Here is a 15,870-nt window from a genome sequence, read left to right as displayed (position 1 = left end):
CTTTTTTGTGCCTGTTATGTTGTTGGCTCTAAGTTGGGCTCTTGCTGCCAGTGCAGGGAAGGCCACTGTTCAAGTGGGAGCGGTGGACTGAATAAGTACCCCTGCGCATGATGACAACCCAACATACGGATAAGCTCCGCTTGCACTTGTGTTTCAACGCCTTCTGCCACCAAACTAAAACCAAAGCTTCGTGACAGTTTGCTGATTGCTGCGACGACGCTGTCATCGGCATTGTCACGCGTCAATCTATCGACGAACGCCTTATCGATCTTAATGCTATCAAACGGTAACTTGTGCAGGTAGGCCAGCGATGAGTAACCGGTGCCGAAGTCATCAATCGCAATACTCACGCCAAGCGCTTTGATTTTCGTCATATTGGCAAGGATAACAGGGTCGTTATCGGCGAGCTGTGATTCGGTGATTTCTACCGTTAATTGTGCCGCTGGAAACCTTGTTTGCTCAAGTAAACGCTGCAGTTGGCCAATATACTCATGGTCAGAGAGCTCGATGACAGAGACATTGATGTGCAGTTGAAATTGCGGTGGTAGCGTGCCTTGTTCAATGGCGCGATTGACGGTCTGCATAGCATCTGCTGCCATATGCTGACCGATGGCTTTGATAAGGCCAGAGCTCTCCGCCAGCGGAATAAAACTCAATGGTGAGATGAACTTTCCATCTTGGTCACGCAGCCTTAAAAGCGCTTCAGCGCCAAAAGGAGCGCCAGTACGGATATCGACCAAAGGCTGGAAGTAAACTTCAAACAGGTCATGGTCGAGTGCGTGTCTTAAATAAGTCAACATACGAGTCTTGTTCTTAGACTGCTCTGCCATTACTGGCGTGTAGACGCTGATCCGATTGTTATCGGTTTTGGCATGACTCAAGGCAATTCCAGCATTTCTCAAGCACATATCGGCATTATCACAGTCGTGGGCGACACCGATGGAGATATTGAGACTAAGTGGCTCCCCAGCGACAACAAACGGCGCTGCGAAAATCTGCTTTAGACGATGTTGATAACAGAGCTTTTCTTGCGAGCTCAGATTGGGCAGATAGATGGCAAATTCGTCACCACCGACGCGTCCTAACACGCCACTTTCTGTGAGTACCCAAGCTTTAAGGCGCTCAGCGACAATGGTTAACAGTACATCACCAGAATGGTGACCCAAGCTGTCATTGATGTCACGAAACTGGTTGATACCAATCAGCAGTATGGCACCGCAGCCGTTTTGTTGCACTTTAAGTGAATCGCAGGTTTCTATAAACCCTTGGCGGCTGTAGAGCTTAGTCAGGTTGTCTCGGACAAGTTGCTCTCTGAGCGCATGAAATGAGGCTTGAAGGTGCGAGCGCATTGCTGAGAAGCTTTGCAGCAGCTGTGAAATTTCCGTGATCTGGTTACGTTTAGGTAGCGGGTAATCCCAAGAGCCATTGGCGATCTGTTTCGCCGCTTTTGCCGTTTCCGATAATGGGACAGTGAGACGGTTGAGAACAAAGATGCCTAGTCCCATACCAGAGAGTCCAAGCAACAGGCTAACCCAAAGCGTTTGCTGGCTGACGACGGGGATATCACCCATCAGATCGGCAGCTGAGATGACGACAACCACATACCAGTTGATTTGAGTGTTGGTTTGGTAGTGACTGACCATAATGTATTGAGTCTGCTCATCTTGATGAGTCAGTAGCACAGACTGTTTACTGGCCAGCGATTCAATAGCCTGGCTAATGCGCTGCACCATTGGATCCTTGCTGTTTGTCAGCAAACGGCGCTGGCCTAAGTCATCAAGGATCGTTGTCGAATCGCTTTGCGCGATCAGCGCTTGTTCGGCATCCATCACATAGACTTTGGCTTGGTGGGTGACATTCAAACCTGCCAAAAACTGTCGAAAGGTATCGATCTGCACATCGATAGCAGCGACGCCGACTAAGGAGCGCTGTCGAGCATCCGATTGAAACACAGGGGCGAGGGCAGAAATGGTGACCTCTTGAGCAGCATCGGCGTTGGTGTAAACCTCAGACCATGCAGCTTGATGCTGCTGGCGGATTGGTAAATACCAGGGGCGTTGACGTGGGTCGTAGGCAGCAATGTTGCCAAGGATATCTGAGCCTCTGTGGTCATCGGCGTAGATCAGTAGATCGCCGTTGGTGCCGGAATCTTTTACCATTAGCGAGAATTTGACCTTCTCTGCTGATCGTTCTGCCGCTCTCATGGCCAAGAACTCTCCCTGCTCGCCGCCAAATCCCATTAGGTCGATTTGTGGTGACTGGATATTGAGAGTGGCGAAACTGGAACGTAGATAATCCTCAAGCTTCGCCGCGTCGTTCGGCGTGTAGAGTTTGTGGTACTCAATGGCATGGGCGAGCGCTTTCACCGCGGTCATAGGTTTATCTAAGTAGATATCTAAGCTCTGAACCACATTGGTAGTTAAACTCGATAGCTGCTTTTCACTCACATCTAGCGCCAAATCATCGTAACGCTGCTTCTGTAGCCACAAAATAGTGCCAACGGAGCACAAGAACACCACAATAAAAGGCGCAATGAGTGCTTTTTTAAGAGAGAGCGTAAACAAACCAGGCATAGAGATAAGACACTTAACCGATAAAACATTATTCGAGTAGCGCGCGATTTTAGGTATCGCGCTTTGTTATTTTATCGGCTAAATCAATGGGAAGTTTAGGACATTAAGGCAAGTAATCGTCTATTTTGTTGATAATCAGCACACTAACGTGGCTGCTGTCGTTATTTTCCCAAAATGCCCATTGTCTGCCTCAGGTTTTCTAATAAAGCTCTTTAAGCTTGCGGGTTAGGGTGTTTCGACCCCAGCCGAGCACTTTGGCGGCATCTTGTTTGTGGCCATTGGTATGCGAGAGCGCGGCCTCAAGCAAAATGCGTTCAAACTCAGGTTGAGCGCGATTGAGGATCTCAGTTTCTCCCGATGCTAAAGCTTGTTGTGCCCATGACGAAAGCAGTTGCTGCCAATCACCGCCGCTCATTTCGGTTATACGTTTGGGTTCATCAAGTAGCTCTGGTGGCAAGTCATTGGGCAGTATTTCACTACCGCTTGCCATCACTGTTAGCCAGCGACAGGTGTTTTCTAGCTGACGTACGTTACCAGGCCAATCAAGTTGATTGAGGATCTCGACCGTATCGGCGTTGAGTGACTTGGTTTCTACGCCCAGTTCTTCCGCAGCTAATGATAGGAAGTGCAGCGTGAGCTTTTCAATATCTTGTTTACGTTCTCTTAGAGAAGGGATATGGATGCGAATAACATTTAGACGATGGAACAAGTCTTCACGAAACTCTCCTTCGTTAACCAGTTTTTCGAGGTTTTGGTGCGTAGCGGCGACGATACGCACGTCCACTTTGACCGCAGAGTGCCCACCAACACGATAGAACTGACCGTCGGCCAGTACGCGCAGTAAGCGAGTTTGAATGTCGAGTGGCATGTCGCCAATTTCATCGAGAAACAGGGTACCGCCATTGGCTTGCTCGAAGCGGCCTTGTCTAACACTGTTGGCGCCAGTAAATGCGCCTTTCTCATGGCCGAACAGCTCTGACTCAATGAGGTCTTTTGGAATTGCCGCCATGTTCAGGGCGATAAACGGCTTACTTGAGCGAGGACTATGGCGATGCAGCGCATGAGCGACGAGCTCCTTACCTGTACCAGATTCACCGTTGATGAGCACCGAGATGGAAGAGCGTGACAGTCTGCCGATGGCGCGAAACACTTCTTGCATCGCTGGTGCTTCACCGATGATTTCTGGCGCTTCAGCGGCTATGGTCTCTTCACTGGATAGGGCGCTTTTTTGCTCCTGACTATGGGTGATAGCACGCTCGACTAAGGTGAGGGTTTCGTCGATATCGAACGGTTTCGGTAGGTACTCAAACGCCCCTTTTTGATAAGCGTTGACCGCTGCGTCTAAGTCGGAATGCGCAGTCATGATGATAACTGGCAGCTCTGGTGCGCTCTGCTGAACGCGATTTAGCAGCTCAATGCCATCGATGCCAGGCATGCGAATGTCGGACACCAACACATCTGGTGTTTCGCGCTCCAATGCCATTAGCACGCTTTCTGCATCAGCGAAGGTTTCACACTTGATGTTTGCCGACGATAGGGTTTTGTCCATTACCCATCGTATCGAGCTGTCGTCATCGACGACCCATACATATCCTTTACTCATAGCCAAACTTCCTTACAGCAAGCCATCCAATAGCCTCTTAGGGCTTTAAATGGGCAGATAAATTGTAAAAATGGTACGACCGGGCCAACTTTCTACGTCTATTTTTCCATTGTGTTGGTCGATCAAGTTTTGTGAAATGGACAAGCCAAGTCCGGTACCGCCTTCTCGGCCACTGACCATTGGGTAAAACAGTGTGTCTTGAAGGTCGGCAGGAATGCCTGGCCCATTGTCGATAATTTCTATGCGAGCCGCGAGCTTGTGGCGCTGGCCGTGAATATTGGCTTGATGCACGGTGCGGGTACGCATGGTGATCTTGCCATTCTCCTGGCGGCTGAGAATTTGCGCAGCATTGCTGGTGATATTGAGTAGCGCCTGCTCGATTTGATCCGTATCCATTAATATCGGCGGCAGGCTAGGATCGTAGTCGCGCTCGATAGCAAGACTTGTACCGGCCTCTAGCTCCACCAACTGGCGTACCTTCTCCAAAATCAGATGGAGGTTTTCTTGTTTTTTGGTGCCAGGTTTTTGTGGGCCGAGTAGCCGATCGACAAGAGCTCTTAGTCGGTCAGCTTGCTCAATAATAATGTTGGTATATTCGTTGAGAGAAGGATCGGGCAACATCTTTGACAGCAGCTGAGCGGCGCCACGTAAACCACCTAGCGGGTTCTTAATTTCATGGGCAAGGCCACGAACCAGAAGTTTTGCTGCTTGCTGCTGAGCATGTTGGTTGAGCTCTTGGGACAGTCTCTTTTGCTGGCCAATTTTGCGCATCTCTACTAATAGCATCAGCTCCTTGTTCCAAGAGAGCGGACTGACCGTCACTTCAAGTAGTAGAGGTTTGCCATCGACCACAAAGGTTACGTCGCTGTCGGTGATACTTTGGCCGCTCTGTAGCGGCTGGGTCAGCAGCGCGAGATCGAGTGATGCATGCTGGATAAACTGCGATAAATGGCAGCCAACCAAGCGTTTGGCGCTTTGAGCAAAAAGTTGTTCGGCAGCAGGGTTGGCATATTGAACCGTCAGCCCTTCGTTGAGCATCAATGTTGCAGTCACAACATTGTTGAGTATTGCATCGGTCAATTCACAATTTGCCACACGCTCTCCTTACTCTGTTCTATATTGGTGCACTGCACGAGCGAGGTTCGCCCTGTGCACTAAAATGGTGCATTGCATAAGCTAAGTATGGCGCAATTTAAACTAGAGTAAAAGCGTTAGGGCGGCTCTGCTTACTATTGCACCGATGCACGATGAAGATGCACTGTTATAGTATTGGATGATGCAATTACCTTGCCGCTTTGCTGCACTTGTATGGTTAAGGTGTGAGTACCGCGATCTATGTTGGTCAAACTCCAACTCGCCGTGGTTTGTGGGGAGCCATAAGGCCTGCCATCGAGAAGAAGCTGCAGGGTTTGTATGTCAGTTAGAGAGCCTGAGATAGAGGCACTGACGGAGAAGTCTCCGGAGTTATTTCGCAGCGTCGCATCATGCTGTGGACGCGTGATAGCCACCGCTAGCTTAGTACTTGCTTGCTTTTGACTCTGCTCCAGATACGGGCTTGATGTCCAATCTACAGGAGCCTCATTGAGGACTTGTGGGGGGGGAGGAACGTCTGGAAGCGATAGAGCCTGCGCGTTTGGGCTGTCGGGAAAGTCACTAAAGTGAATGTTTCCTTGCTCGTCCTTCCAATGATAAATATCGGTGGCAGAAACGTGATGACCAGCAAGGCTCAATACGCCAACCAGGCACAGTAAAGCAACGAGATGAGTGACAGTGCGCCGCGCGGTAACCATGCAAGAGACCTTAGGTAGCGTTTAAAGAGTTTGGTTATGCTAACGCGCAGGGAGAGGATTTCGAATAGAAAAAAGGCCCACCTGCGAGGCGAGCCTAATATTTATGAAAACATGAAATTCATGCCATTTTGTCGATTAAACTGAGTAGTACAGTTCAAACTCAAGTGGGTGAGTGGTCATGTTTACTTTCTCTACGTCTTGAGACTTAAGGTCGATGTAAGAATCGATAAAGTCATCAGAGAATACACCGCCAGACGTTAGGAACTCACGGTCAGCGTCTAGACACTCTAGCGCTTCTTTTAGTGAGTAAGCCACTGTTGGGATCTCTGCCGCTTCTTCAGCTGGTAGATCGTAAAGGTCTTTATCCATTGCTTCGCCTGGGTGGATCTTGTTCTTGATACCGTCAAGACCAGCCATAAGCATTGCTGCAAAACATAGGTATGGGTTTGCAGATGGGTCACCGAAGCGTAGCTCGATACGACGTGCTTTCGGGCTTGGTACCACTGGGATACGGATAGAAGCGCTGCGGTTACGTGCAGAGTAAGCAAGCATAACTGGTGCTTCGAAGCCTGGTACAAGACGCTTGTACGAGTTAGTTGATGCGTTAGCAAATGCGTTGATTGCTTTAGCGTGCTTGATAACACCACCGATGTAGTAAATAGCCATTTCAGATAGGCCGCCGTACTTGTCGCCAGCGAACAGGTTAACACCGTCTTTCGCTAGAGATTGGTGAACGTGCATACCAGAACCGTTATCACCTACTAGAGGCTTAGGCATGAATGTTGCCGTCTTACCAAATGCGTGAGCAACGTTGTGTACAACGTACTTGTAAACTTGGATTTCGTCCGCTTTAGCCGTTAGCGTGTTGAAACGAGTTGCGATTTCGTTCTGACCCGCAGTCGCTACTTCGTGGTGGTGCGCTTCAACAACCTGACCCATTTCTTCTAGAACTAGACACATTGCAGAACGGATGTCTTGAGAAGAGTCAACTGGAGCTACTGGGAAGTAACCACCTTTAACGCCAGGACGGTGACCTTTGTTACCGCCTTCGAAGTCAGTACCTGTGTTCCAAGCTGCTTCTACGTCGTCAATTTTGAAGAATGAACCAGACATGTCTGTTGCAAACTTAACGTCGTCGAATAGGAAGAATTCTGGCTCTGGACCCACTAGAACAGTATCTGCGATACCTGTTGAACGTAGGTAGTCCTCAGCGCGCTTAGCGATTGAGCGTGGATCACGGTCGTAGCCTTGCATAGTTGCAGGCTCTAGGATGTCACAACGAATGTTCAGAGTTGCGTCTTCAGTGAATGGGTCAAGAACCGCGCTTGCTGCGTCTGGCATCATCACCATGTCTGACTCGTTGATGCCTTTCCAGCCAGCAACAGAAGAACCGTCAAACATTTTACCTTCTTCAAAGAAGTCTGCGTCTACTTGGTGTGCAGGGATAGAAACGTGTTGCTCTTTACCCTTAGTATCTGTAAAGCGTAGATCTACGAATTTAACTTCGTTCTCTTGGATCAGCGATAGAACATTTTCTACTGACATCTTGGAAAACCTCCAGTGTTATTAAAGCGGTTAAGTGCTCGATTAGTGTTAATCGGCATTGATTAACGTCTGCTTAATGAAGTGCGTTAATCGATGCTGATTCTAATAAAGCCAGAACCGTGCCAAAAAATAAATCCGTTATTTTTCAATACTATAAAAAACTTAGTTCCAAATTGGAGCAAACGTTTGCACCAAAATGATCATTGATTGCACCATAAGTGTGCAATGTTAAATTCTTGCACCAAGTTGAATCAAATAGCCCATACATTCAGCATGGTTTTGGCTCACCTGTCAACCGATACGTGAAGCTTGGCTTTCGTCATGCTTTGATTTGGTGAAACAACCGCTTTATGGCGTCGTTTTACGGCAAAACCAGTCTAAAGCGACTATGTTTAAGCAAGATTTCAACGAAGAAGATCACAACTCTCGTTATTTCTGGTATATTGCGGGCGTTTTTTTAATCGAGTCAGCGGCTATCGTGCGGCGACTCTTGACTGAGTGAAAGAAATCTATGTCAACTCCACAGATTGATAAGTTAAGAAACATTGCGATTATCGCGCACGTTGACCACGGTAAAACTACCCTTGTTGACAAGCTGCTTCAGCAATCCGGTACTCTTGAGTCTCGCGGTGAAACTGAAGAGCGAGTTATGGACTCGAACGATATCGAAAAGGAACGTGGTATCACGATCCTTGCTAAAAACACAGCGATCAACTGGAACGATCACCGCATCAACATCGTTGATACTCCGGGACACGCGGATTTCGGTGGCGAAGTTGAGCGTATTATGTCGATGGTAGACTCTGTACTACTTATCGTAGACGCAGTAGATGGCCCAATGCCGCAAACTCGCTTTGTAACACAAAAAGCATTTGCTCACGGTCTTAAGCCGATTGTTGTTATCAACAAAATCGACCGTCCGGGCGCTCGCCCAGATTGGGTTATGGACCAAGTGTTTGACTTGTTCGATAACCTAGGTGCAACTGATGATCAATTGGACTTCCAAGTAGTTTATGCATCAGCACTTAATGGTTGGGCAACACTAGAAGAAGGCGAAGAAGGCGAGAACATGGAACCATTGTTCCAAGCTATCGTTGACAACGTAGATGCTCCAAACGTTGATCTTGACGGCGCACTGCAAATGCAGGTTTCTCAGCTAGATTACAGCTCATACGTGGGTGTCATTGGCGTATGTCGTGTAACTCGCGGCTCTGTTAAGCCAAACCAGCAAGTGACTGTCGTTGGTTCTGACGGTAAGAAACGCAATGGTAAAGTTGGTACAGTTCTTGGCTACCTTGGCCTTGACCGTCACGAAGTTGAGCAAGCGAATGCAGGTGACATCATTGCGATCACAGGTCTTGGTGAGCTGAAAATCTCGGACACAATCTGTGACGTCAATACTGTTGAAGCGATGACTCCACTGTCAGTGGACGAACCTACAGTAACTATGACGTTCCAAGTAAACACTTCTCCTTTCGCTGGTAAAGAAGGTAAGTTTGTTACCTCTCGTAACATCCTAGAGCGCTTAGAGAAAGAGCTAGTTCACAACGTAGCATTACGTGTTGAACAAACGGACGATCCAGACAAGTTCCGCGTTTCAGGTCGTGGTGAGCTTCACCTATCTATCCTGATCGAGAACATGCGTCGTGAAGGTTTTGAGCTAGCGGTATCTCGTCCTGAAGTTATCATCAAAGAAGAAGATGGTCAGCTACTAGAACCATACGAGACAGTTACCATTGATGTTCTAGAAGAACACCAAGGTGGCATCATGGAAAACATCGGTCTGCGTAAAGGTGAACTAACGGACATGGCTCCGGATGGTAAAGGCCGTGTACGTATGGACTTTATGATGCCTTCACGTGGTCTTATCGGTTTTCAAACTGAATTCCTTACACTAACGTCTGGTTCAGGTCTGCTGTACCATACTTTTGATCATTACGGCCCACACAAAGGCGGCGTAATTGGTCAACGTAACAACGGTGTACTGATTTCAAACGCAACAGGTAAAGCTCTGACTTACGCGCTGTTTAACCTACAAGAACGTGGTCGCTTGTTTGCTGAGCACGCTGATGAGGTATACGAAGGCCAAATCATCGGTATTCACAACCGTTCGAACGATCTAACAGTAAACTGTTTGAAAGGTAAGCAGCTGACAAACGTTCGCGCATCAGGTACTGATGAAGCGCAGGTTCTGTCGCCACCAATTAAGCACACCCTTGAGCAAGCTCTAGAGTTCATCGATGAAGATGAGCTAGTAGAAGTTACGCCTGAGAACATTCGTATTCGTAAGAAGCTTCTTACCGAGAACGAACGTAAGCGTGCGAGCCGTCCAGCGAAAGCGTAAGCTTCGTTAGATGAAAAAAACCAGCCGATATAGGCTGGTTTTTTTGTGTCTGGAGTTTAGGTGATCGTAGCGCTATTTAATCTCTTAGGCTTAAAGCAACTGCTTCAAAACCCGATCAGCCCTAACCCGAGTAATCTTCTTCAACAACTTCTGCACCGGCAGCGGATAATTCTCAACTTTCTCAAGCTGCTTATAAGTACAAATCAACTGAGTATGCTCAAGAATATTCTCAATCTCAGCATCAAACTTCTCAACCAAGTGCGAGTAGTGATCCTGAATTAGAATTGCGTTCTCTAAATCCAAGCTCCAAGCGCGTGGGTTAAGGTTGTTACCTGTAATCAGCATGTAGCGCTTATCGACCCAAATGCCTTTTAAGTGGAAGCTGTTGGCATCGTGTTTCCAAAGGCGAATACACAGATTACGGCTGGCAATGTGTGCTTCGTTGGCTTTTGCGAAACGGCGCAGGTTCATTTCATACAGATACGGTAGACCACCTATGGTCTTAAAGTCTTCTTCTGGTGAAATGTAGAAATCGTTCGCGGTTTTATCGCCAACGACAATACGCACTTTGACGCCACGTTTTAGCGCGCGTTTGATCTCTTTCGCCACCGATTTAGGGAAGTTGAAATAAGGAGTACAAATAAAGATTTCGTCTTTAGCGCTAGCAAGAAGCTGATTGATGCTCTGATTTAGCTTGTTGCGGCGTTTGCCAATGCCCACAATCGGCGTGACCGACACTTGGTTCTCATTCGCAGGCTCGGCATCAAACTCGTAACGTGCTTGAGAGAGTGAACCACGCAGTTGGCGGATCTCCGCTTTGATTTCTTTTGTGGTTGGCTTTTGTGGCTGTGACAAGTCATTGACTGCTGGATTGGCGATCATCTCTGTGGCCACAAAGTTTGCCATGCTGTCGGCAAGCTTGGCGTTTTCGAGCACGTGATAGCGGTCGAAACGATAGCGATCTTTGTAGTTTAGGTAGATGTTATTAAGACTAGCACCGCTATAAATGACGGTATCGTCGATGATAAAGCCTTTTAGGTGCAGCACGCCGAACACTTCACGGCCGCGAACCGGTATGCCATAGACAGGGACGCCGTATTGGTGTTTTTCACGAAACTCGCGATACATCACCGCGTTGCCGTCAGATTGCTTAGCGCCAATAAGGCCGCGCTGAGCTCGATGCCAGTCAACACAGACTGCGATATCCAGGGCTGGGTTATTTTGTTTCGCTTGATAAAGCTCGCTAAGAATTTGGCGTCCTGCGTCGTCATCTTCCAAATACAGTGCGACTAGGTAGATTCTTGACTTTGCTTCGCGTATCGCTTGAATGATATGTTCGCGATAGTCGCTAGCAGAGAGCAAAACATCGAGTTTACTCGGATCCTGCGCGATTGAGGGAAGCTGTTCAAAAGAGTTCCTAAAAGCCATCATGTAGAGACTGTACCTTTGGTCATTGCAAAATTGCGAACCTAGAATTTTACCAAATTCTTGTCCTTAATGGGTAGTAAACCGTTGATAAGTTTAACTGGGATCAAGGTAACGCATCGAAACGAGTGACTTACCACCCTGAATATAGCGACAAAACAGCTGCTTAAGTGGGTTGGGCAGATCCTCTTCTGCTAGAGTTTTAAAGCCATGCTGTGCGTAAAAACTCTCAAGGTGACCCAGGGCGAAACAAAAATCGCCATCATTGAGCTCAGTTTGTTGCAGATGCGCCATCAGTTGGTGACCCAACCCCAAGCCTCGCTGCTCGGGGATAACCAGCATGCCTGTCATGAGACGATACTGCTCAATGGTGCGAAATCGAACCAAGGCACTTAGGGTTTGATTACGACTTAGCGTCAGTATGCGTTCATCGCTTTTAGGCTTACCAGCAGGGTAGTGCGCTTTGTAGAGTTTTTTTGCAATAGGGAGCTTTATCGGGTCAAGCACACCGAAATTTAACGTATCCATAGCCAATTCGGACTCCAAAAGGATAGAATAGCGGCAGTGTAAGCCATCAATCGACGCCCATGCAAATTCAAAACAACGCTCAGCTCCGCCCGTATCACACCTTTGGTATTAGTCAGCAATGTCACGCTTTAGTCGAGGTTCACTCGGTTGAAGACTTAATTACTGTCTATCAGCGCCCAGAGTGGCAAGCTCTACCAAAACTGATGTTAGGTAAGGGCAGTAATATGCTGTTCACTGAACCATTTGAAGGGGTGGTGATCATCAATCGCTTGAGCGGTATTGAGGTGAGCGATACGGCGACCACACACAAGCTTCATATTAGCGGCGGTGAAGATTGGCCAAACCTGGTGAAGTGGTGCGTGGAGCATGGCTATGCAGGCATTGAAAATCTGGCCTTGATACCGGGCTGTTCGGGCAGTGCACCGATCCAAAATATTGGCGCTTATGGCATTGAGCTAAAAGATGTTTGTCGTTACGTTGATTATCTTTGCTTGCAAACGTTCGAAGTCAAAAGGCTTTCTCGAGATGAATGTCAGTTCGGCTATCGTGATTCCATTTTCAAACATGCGTTGAAAGATAAAGCGATCGTTACTGCTATAGGTCTAGAGCTGGATAAGCAGTGGCGACCGAACCTTAGCTATGGACCTTTGCAATCGCTGGATCTGACCACAGTAACACCTAAGCAGGTGTTTGATGTGGTTGTGAAGGTTCGCCAAGAGAAACTGCCTGATCCTGCTATTACTGGGAATGCGGGTAGCTTCTTCAAAAACCCAATTATCAGCCAAGCCCTGTATGCCTCAGTTAAATCTAGACATGACGCGGTTGTGGCTTATCCAGCTGAGGATGGGATGAAGCTTGCGGCGGGCTGGCTTATTGACCAATGTGGCCTGAAAGGGCATCAAATTGGTGGTGCTATGGTGCACCCAAACCAAGCTTTGGTTCTGGTTAATCATGATGATGCAACTGCTGACGATGTGGTGCGTCTGGCGGCGTTTGTACGTCAAAACGTGCTTGATAAGTTTGGTGTTGAACTTGAGCATGAGGTGCGCTTTATGGGCGCAAGCCATGAAGTGTATTTAAAGGACGTGCTATGAAAGAGCATCAAATGAAACTGGCCATTCTCGCTAGGCTCGCCACTGGTCGCTTCCACTCTGGTGAGGCATTGGGTGAAGAGCTCGGGATCTCGCGTGCGGCAGTGAGTAAGCACATTAAAGGCATTCAAGCGTGGGGCGTAGATATTTTCCGAGTTCAGGGCAAAGGTTATCAATTAGCTCAGCCGATGGAGCTATTGAGCGAAAAGCGCCTTGCACAGAGTGTTTCGACACCGTTTGAGCTGATCCCAATCATTGACTCAACAAACCAGTACCTACTCGACAAACAAGAGTCCTTAGACTCTGGTAGCGTCTGCATCTCAGAGTATCAAGCTAAAGGTCGCGGACGCCGCGGCAGACAATGGGTGTCGCCGTTTGGCAGTAACCTGTACCTATCGATGTACTGGCGTTTAGAGGCGGGTATGGCAGCGGCGATGGGGCTGAGCCTCGTCGTGGGTGTTGCTATAGTCGAAGCGCTGCAAGAGTTGGGTATTGAGGGAGTGAAGCTCAAATGGCCGAATGATCTTTACTACCGAGATAAGAAGTTAGCAGGGATTTTGGTTGAAATGTCAGGTCAAGCGGGCGGTGCAGCCAACTTAGTGATTGGCATGGGTATGAACCTCAACATGAGTGAGCAAGTGACGGGTATCGATCAGCCTTGGACATCGCTCAGTGAAGTGGTAGACACACCGTTTAGCCGTAATGATTTAGTCGTCGCGTTTATTAAAGCGTGGCAAGCGGCATTGGAAGATTATGAACTGCGCGGTTTGCATGGTTTTGTAGAGCGCTGGAACCAGCACGATAACTTCTTAGGTAGGGAAGTGAAACTCATCATGGGTCAGCGTGAGATAAAAGGTATCGTGCAAGGTATTGATGCCACAGGTGCGGTCTTGCTTGAAACCGAGAGAGGGATTGAGTCGTACGTTGGCGGTGAAATTTCGCTACGAAAAGCTGATGTTTAATGGTGTTATGGTTCCTAGAGCTTAGGAACCATAGTTGTTATTTACTTTCTCAAATACACCGTTTCAACGCTGTGATCAGCGCCTTTCTGCAAGATCAGCTGAGCGCGCTCTTTGGTCGGTAGGATGTTTTCGACCAGGTTTAGGCCGTTGATCGACGCCCAAATGTTCTTTGCCTTTGATTCGGCTTCTGCTGTGCTCAATTGGGTATAGTGGCTGAAGTAAGAGCCAGGCTTAGTAAAGGCACCCTCACGGAACTTCATAAAGCGATTGACGTACCACTGCTCAATTTGCTCACTGTCTGCGTCGACATAGAGCGAAAAGTCGAGAAAATCGGAGATGAACACGCGGTGTGGATCGTGTGGGTAGTCCATACCGCTTTGCAGCACGTTCAGCCCTTCAATAATCAACACGTCAGGAAGGTCAACGACCTTTTCTTCCTCAGTAATATCATACGTGATGTGCGAATAGACCGGCGCCTGAACATTTCTTTTGCACGCTTTCACATCGGACACGAACTGCACTAAGCGGCGCATATCGTAAGACTCTGGAAAGCCCTTTTTACCCATCAGCCCCTTTTCGAGTAGCGTCTTATTCGGGTACAAGAAGCCGTCAGTGGTAATCAACTCAACTTTTGGGTGATTGTCCCAACGGCTTAATAGTGCTTTTAAAAGACGTGCGGTGGTGCTTTTACCGACAGCAACACTGCCCGCGATGCCGATGACAAACGGCGGCGTATGTTCGGTATTGCCTAAAAACTCACCAAGTACAGAGTTACGGCGCTGCCTTGCTGCAACATAAAGGTTAAGCAACCTAGAAAGAGGCAGGTAGACGTCAGTGGCTTCCTGCATAGTTAGCTTTTCATTGATGCCTTGAAGCTCTTTTAGGTCTTCTTCTGTGAGGGTCATGGGTACGGCGTTGCGAAGCGCTGACCATTGCTCTCGACTGAATGACATAAAGGGACTCATAGGTAACCTAACCATGGAATAAAGTGACAGAGTGCTGAACATACCTGAAGCAAGGGATAAATCAAATAATTCATGCAATGGGCTGATGCTAATTCCCCGAAATGTGTACAAAAAGTCGTCAAACAAAAAGAATGTGGTGAAAATCGGATTTTTTTTTAATTTAACGGTTGCATCGAAAAGATTCATTCAATAGAATGCGCTCCACTTATGCCGACTTAGCTCAGTAGGTAGAGCAACTGACTTGTAATCAGTAGGTCACCAGTTCGATTCCGGTAGTCGGCACCATTTTCACTTTGCCTAGGGCAATGATGACGAAAATGGTAAGTAAAATTTGGGGGGGTTCCCGAGTGGCCAAAGGGAGCAGACTGTAAATCTGCCGGCACTGCCTTCGATGGTTCGAATCCGTCCCCCCCCACCATATTCTTTAGGGAATAGCTCTCAGAGTTACGTGTTGCGGGCATCGTATAATGGCTATTACCTCAGCCTTCCAAGCTGATGATGCGGGTTCGATTCCCGCTGCCCGCTCCAACTCATTTAGAGTGCTGATATAGCTCAGGTGGTAGAGCGCATCCTTGGTAAGGATGAGGTCGGCAGTTCGAGTCTGCCTATCAGCACCAGCTCTCAAAGCAATATTTCCTTTTGATACTTTCTTTTGCCTAAACTATGTTTATTGGTTGAAGGAAGCTTTATTACCAAGATTTTTTGGTTACGTGGTCTTCAAAGCCACCAAAATCCGTACCTAGAGGGACAACTCATGTCTAAAGAAAAATTTGAACGTACGAAACCGCACGTAAACGTTGGTACTATCGGCCACGTTGACCACGGTAAAACAACTCTAACTGCAGCTATCTGTACTACTCTTGCTAAAGTGTATGGCGGTGTAGCTAAAGACTTCGCATCTATCGATAACGCTCCAGAAGAGCGTGAGCGCGGTATCACTATCGCTACTTCTCACGTAGAGTACGATACTCCAGCACGTCACTACGCACACGTAGACTGTCCAGGACACGCGGATTATGTTAAGAACATGATCACAGGTGCTGC

The 15,870-nt window shown here is 47.9% G+C and carries 12 protein-coding genes and 4 tRNA genes; 8 read left to right on the top strand and 8 right to left on the bottom strand.

Translation table 11 applies throughout. The annotated features are described in order from the left end of the window. Positions 1-14 precede the first annotated feature (14 nt). The 5 genes from ACVA6Q_RS22700 to glnA form a co-directional block, all read right to left on the bottom strand. On the bottom strand, positions 15-2,573 hold the full coding sequence (locus ACVA6Q_RS22700) for a bifunctional diguanylate cyclase/phosphodiesterase (protein WP_446649010.1): 2,559 nt from the start codon (positions 2,571-2,573) through the stop codon (positions 15-17). Between the two features lie 199 nt (positions 2,574-2,772). Beyond that, positions 2,773-4,176, bottom strand: coding sequence for a nitrogen regulation protein NR(I) (gene glnG, locus ACVA6Q_RS22695; protein WP_446649009.1), 1,404 nt, complete (start codon positions 4,174-4,176; stop codon positions 2,773-2,775). Positions 4,177-4,221: 45 nt separating this feature from the next. Beyond that, on the bottom strand, positions 4,222-5,271 hold the full coding sequence (gene glnL, locus ACVA6Q_RS22690; protein WP_353497577.1) for a nitrogen regulation protein NR(II): 1,050 nt from the start codon (positions 5,269-5,271) through the stop codon (positions 4,222-4,224). Between the two features lie 134 nt (positions 5,272-5,405). Further along, complete coding sequence (locus ACVA6Q_RS22685; protein ID WP_446649008.1) at positions 5,406-5,966, bottom strand: DUF4124 domain-containing protein; 561 nt, start codon at positions 5,964-5,966, stop codon at positions 5,406-5,408. 135 nt (positions 5,967-6,101) lie between these two features. Continuing rightward, entirely contained in the window at positions 6,102-7,511 is a 1,410-nt protein-coding gene (gene glnA / locus ACVA6Q_RS22680) for a glutamate--ammonia ligase (protein WP_353497579.1), read from the bottom strand. A gap of 511 nt (positions 7,512-8,022) precedes the next feature. Here glnA and typA point away from each other — a divergent pair. Next, entirely contained in the window at positions 8,023-9,855 is a 1,833-nt protein-coding gene (gene typA, locus ACVA6Q_RS22675) for a translational GTPase TypA (RefSeq protein WP_353497580.1), read from the top strand. Positions 9,856-9,945: 90 nt separating this feature from the next. Here typA and pssA read toward each other — a convergent pair whose 3' ends face one another. Both pssA and ACVA6Q_RS22665 read right to left on the bottom strand, forming a co-directional pair. Continuing rightward, positions 9,946-11,286 (bottom strand): CDP-diacylglycerol--serine O-phosphatidyltransferase, encoded by a 1,341-nt coding sequence (gene pssA / locus ACVA6Q_RS22670; protein WP_353497581.1) that lies wholly within the window; start codon positions 11,284-11,286, stop codon positions 9,946-9,948. 90 nt (positions 11,287-11,376) lie between these two features. Then, positions 11,377-11,808: a GNAT family N-acetyltransferase gene (locus tag ACVA6Q_RS22665; protein WP_353497582.1), complete on the bottom strand. Its 432-nt coding sequence runs from the start codon at positions 11,806-11,808 to the stop codon at positions 11,377-11,379. Positions 11,809-11,867: 59 nt separating this feature from the next. Here ACVA6Q_RS22665 and murB point away from each other — a divergent pair, with 59 nt between their 5' ends. Continuing rightward, positions 11,868-12,902 (top strand): UDP-N-acetylmuramate dehydrogenase, encoded by a 1,035-nt coding sequence (murB, locus tag ACVA6Q_RS22660; RefSeq protein ID WP_446649007.1) that lies wholly within the window; start codon positions 11,868-11,870, stop codon positions 12,900-12,902. Then, complete coding sequence (gene birA, locus ACVA6Q_RS22655; protein WP_446649006.1) at positions 12,899-13,861, top strand: bifunctional biotin--[acetyl-CoA-carboxylase] ligase/biotin operon repressor BirA; 963 nt, start codon at positions 12,899-12,901, stop codon at positions 13,859-13,861. The genes murB and birA overlap by 4 nt, the downstream gene beginning before the upstream one ends. Positions 13,862-13,902: 41 nt before the next feature. On the opposite strand, the gene coaA is transcribed toward birA, so the two are convergent. Further along, a complete protein-coding gene (gene coaA, locus ACVA6Q_RS22650) occupies positions 13,903-14,826 on the bottom strand; it encodes a type I pantothenate kinase (protein WP_446649005.1) in 924 nt (307 codons plus the stop codon). Positions 14,827-15,035: 209 nt separating this feature from the next. Between coaA and ACVA6Q_RS22645 the strand changes: the two genes are divergently transcribed. The 5 genes from ACVA6Q_RS22645 to ACVA6Q_RS22625 form a co-directional block, all read left to right on the top strand. Continuing rightward, a tRNA-Thr gene (locus tag ACVA6Q_RS22645) sits at positions 15,036-15,111 on the top strand. A gap of 48 nt (positions 15,112-15,159) precedes the next feature. Continuing rightward, positions 15,160-15,244, top strand: a tRNA-Tyr gene (locus ACVA6Q_RS22640). Positions 15,245-15,279: 35 nt separating this feature from the next. Beyond that, positions 15,280-15,354, top strand: a tRNA-Gly gene (locus ACVA6Q_RS22635). Between the two features lie 13 nt (positions 15,355-15,367). After that, positions 15,368-15,443: transfer RNA gene (locus tag ACVA6Q_RS22630), tRNA-Thr, on the top strand. A gap of 137 nt (positions 15,444-15,580) precedes the next feature. Continuing rightward, on the top strand, positions 15,581-15,870 hold a 290-nt coding region (locus ACVA6Q_RS22625), incomplete at its 3' end, for a GTP-binding protein (RefSeq protein ID WP_446649004.1).

The sequence above is a fragment of the Vibrio sp. DNB22_10_4 genome (genome assembly GCF_052879755.1).
This window is presented reverse-complemented; position numbering and strand designations above follow the sequence as displayed.

Excerpts from the sequence above, each read along its gene's own strand:
- glnA (WP_353497579.1), bottom strand. The coding sequence starts at position 7,511 with ATGTCAGTAGAAAATGTTCTATCGCTGATCCAAGAGAACGAAGTTAAA.
- birA (WP_446649006.1), top strand. The coding sequence starts at position 12,899 with ATGAAAGAGCATCAAATGAAACTGGCCATTCTCGCTAGGCTCGCCACT.
- ACVA6Q_RS22665 (WP_353497582.1), bottom strand. The coding sequence starts at position 11,808 with ATGGATACGTTAAATTTCGGTGTGCTTGACCCGATAAAGCTCCCTATT.
- pssA (WP_353497581.1), bottom strand. The coding sequence starts at position 11,286 with ATGATGGCTTTTAGGAACTCTTTTGAACAGCTTCCCTCAATCGCGCAG.
- coaA (WP_446649005.1), bottom strand. The coding sequence starts at position 14,826 with ATGAGTCCCTTTATGTCATTCAGTCGAGAGCAATGGTCAGCGCTTCGC.
- glnG (WP_446649009.1), bottom strand. The coding sequence starts at position 4,176 with ATGAGTAAAGGATATGTATGGGTCGTCGATGACGACAGCTCGATACGA.
- typA (WP_353497580.1), top strand. The coding sequence starts at position 8,023 with ATGTCAACTCCACAGATTGATAAGTTAAGAAACATTGCGATTATCGCG.
- murB (WP_446649007.1), top strand. The coding sequence starts at position 11,868 with ATGCAAATTCAAAACAACGCTCAGCTCCGCCCGTATCACACCTTTGGT.
- ACVA6Q_RS22685 (WP_446649008.1), bottom strand. The coding sequence starts at position 5,966 with ATGGTTACCGCGCGGCGCACTGTCACTCATCTCGTTGCTTTACTGTGC.
- ACVA6Q_RS22700 (WP_446649010.1), bottom strand. The coding sequence starts at position 2,573 with ATGCCTGGTTTGTTTACGCTCTCTCTTAAAAAAGCACTCATTGCGCCT.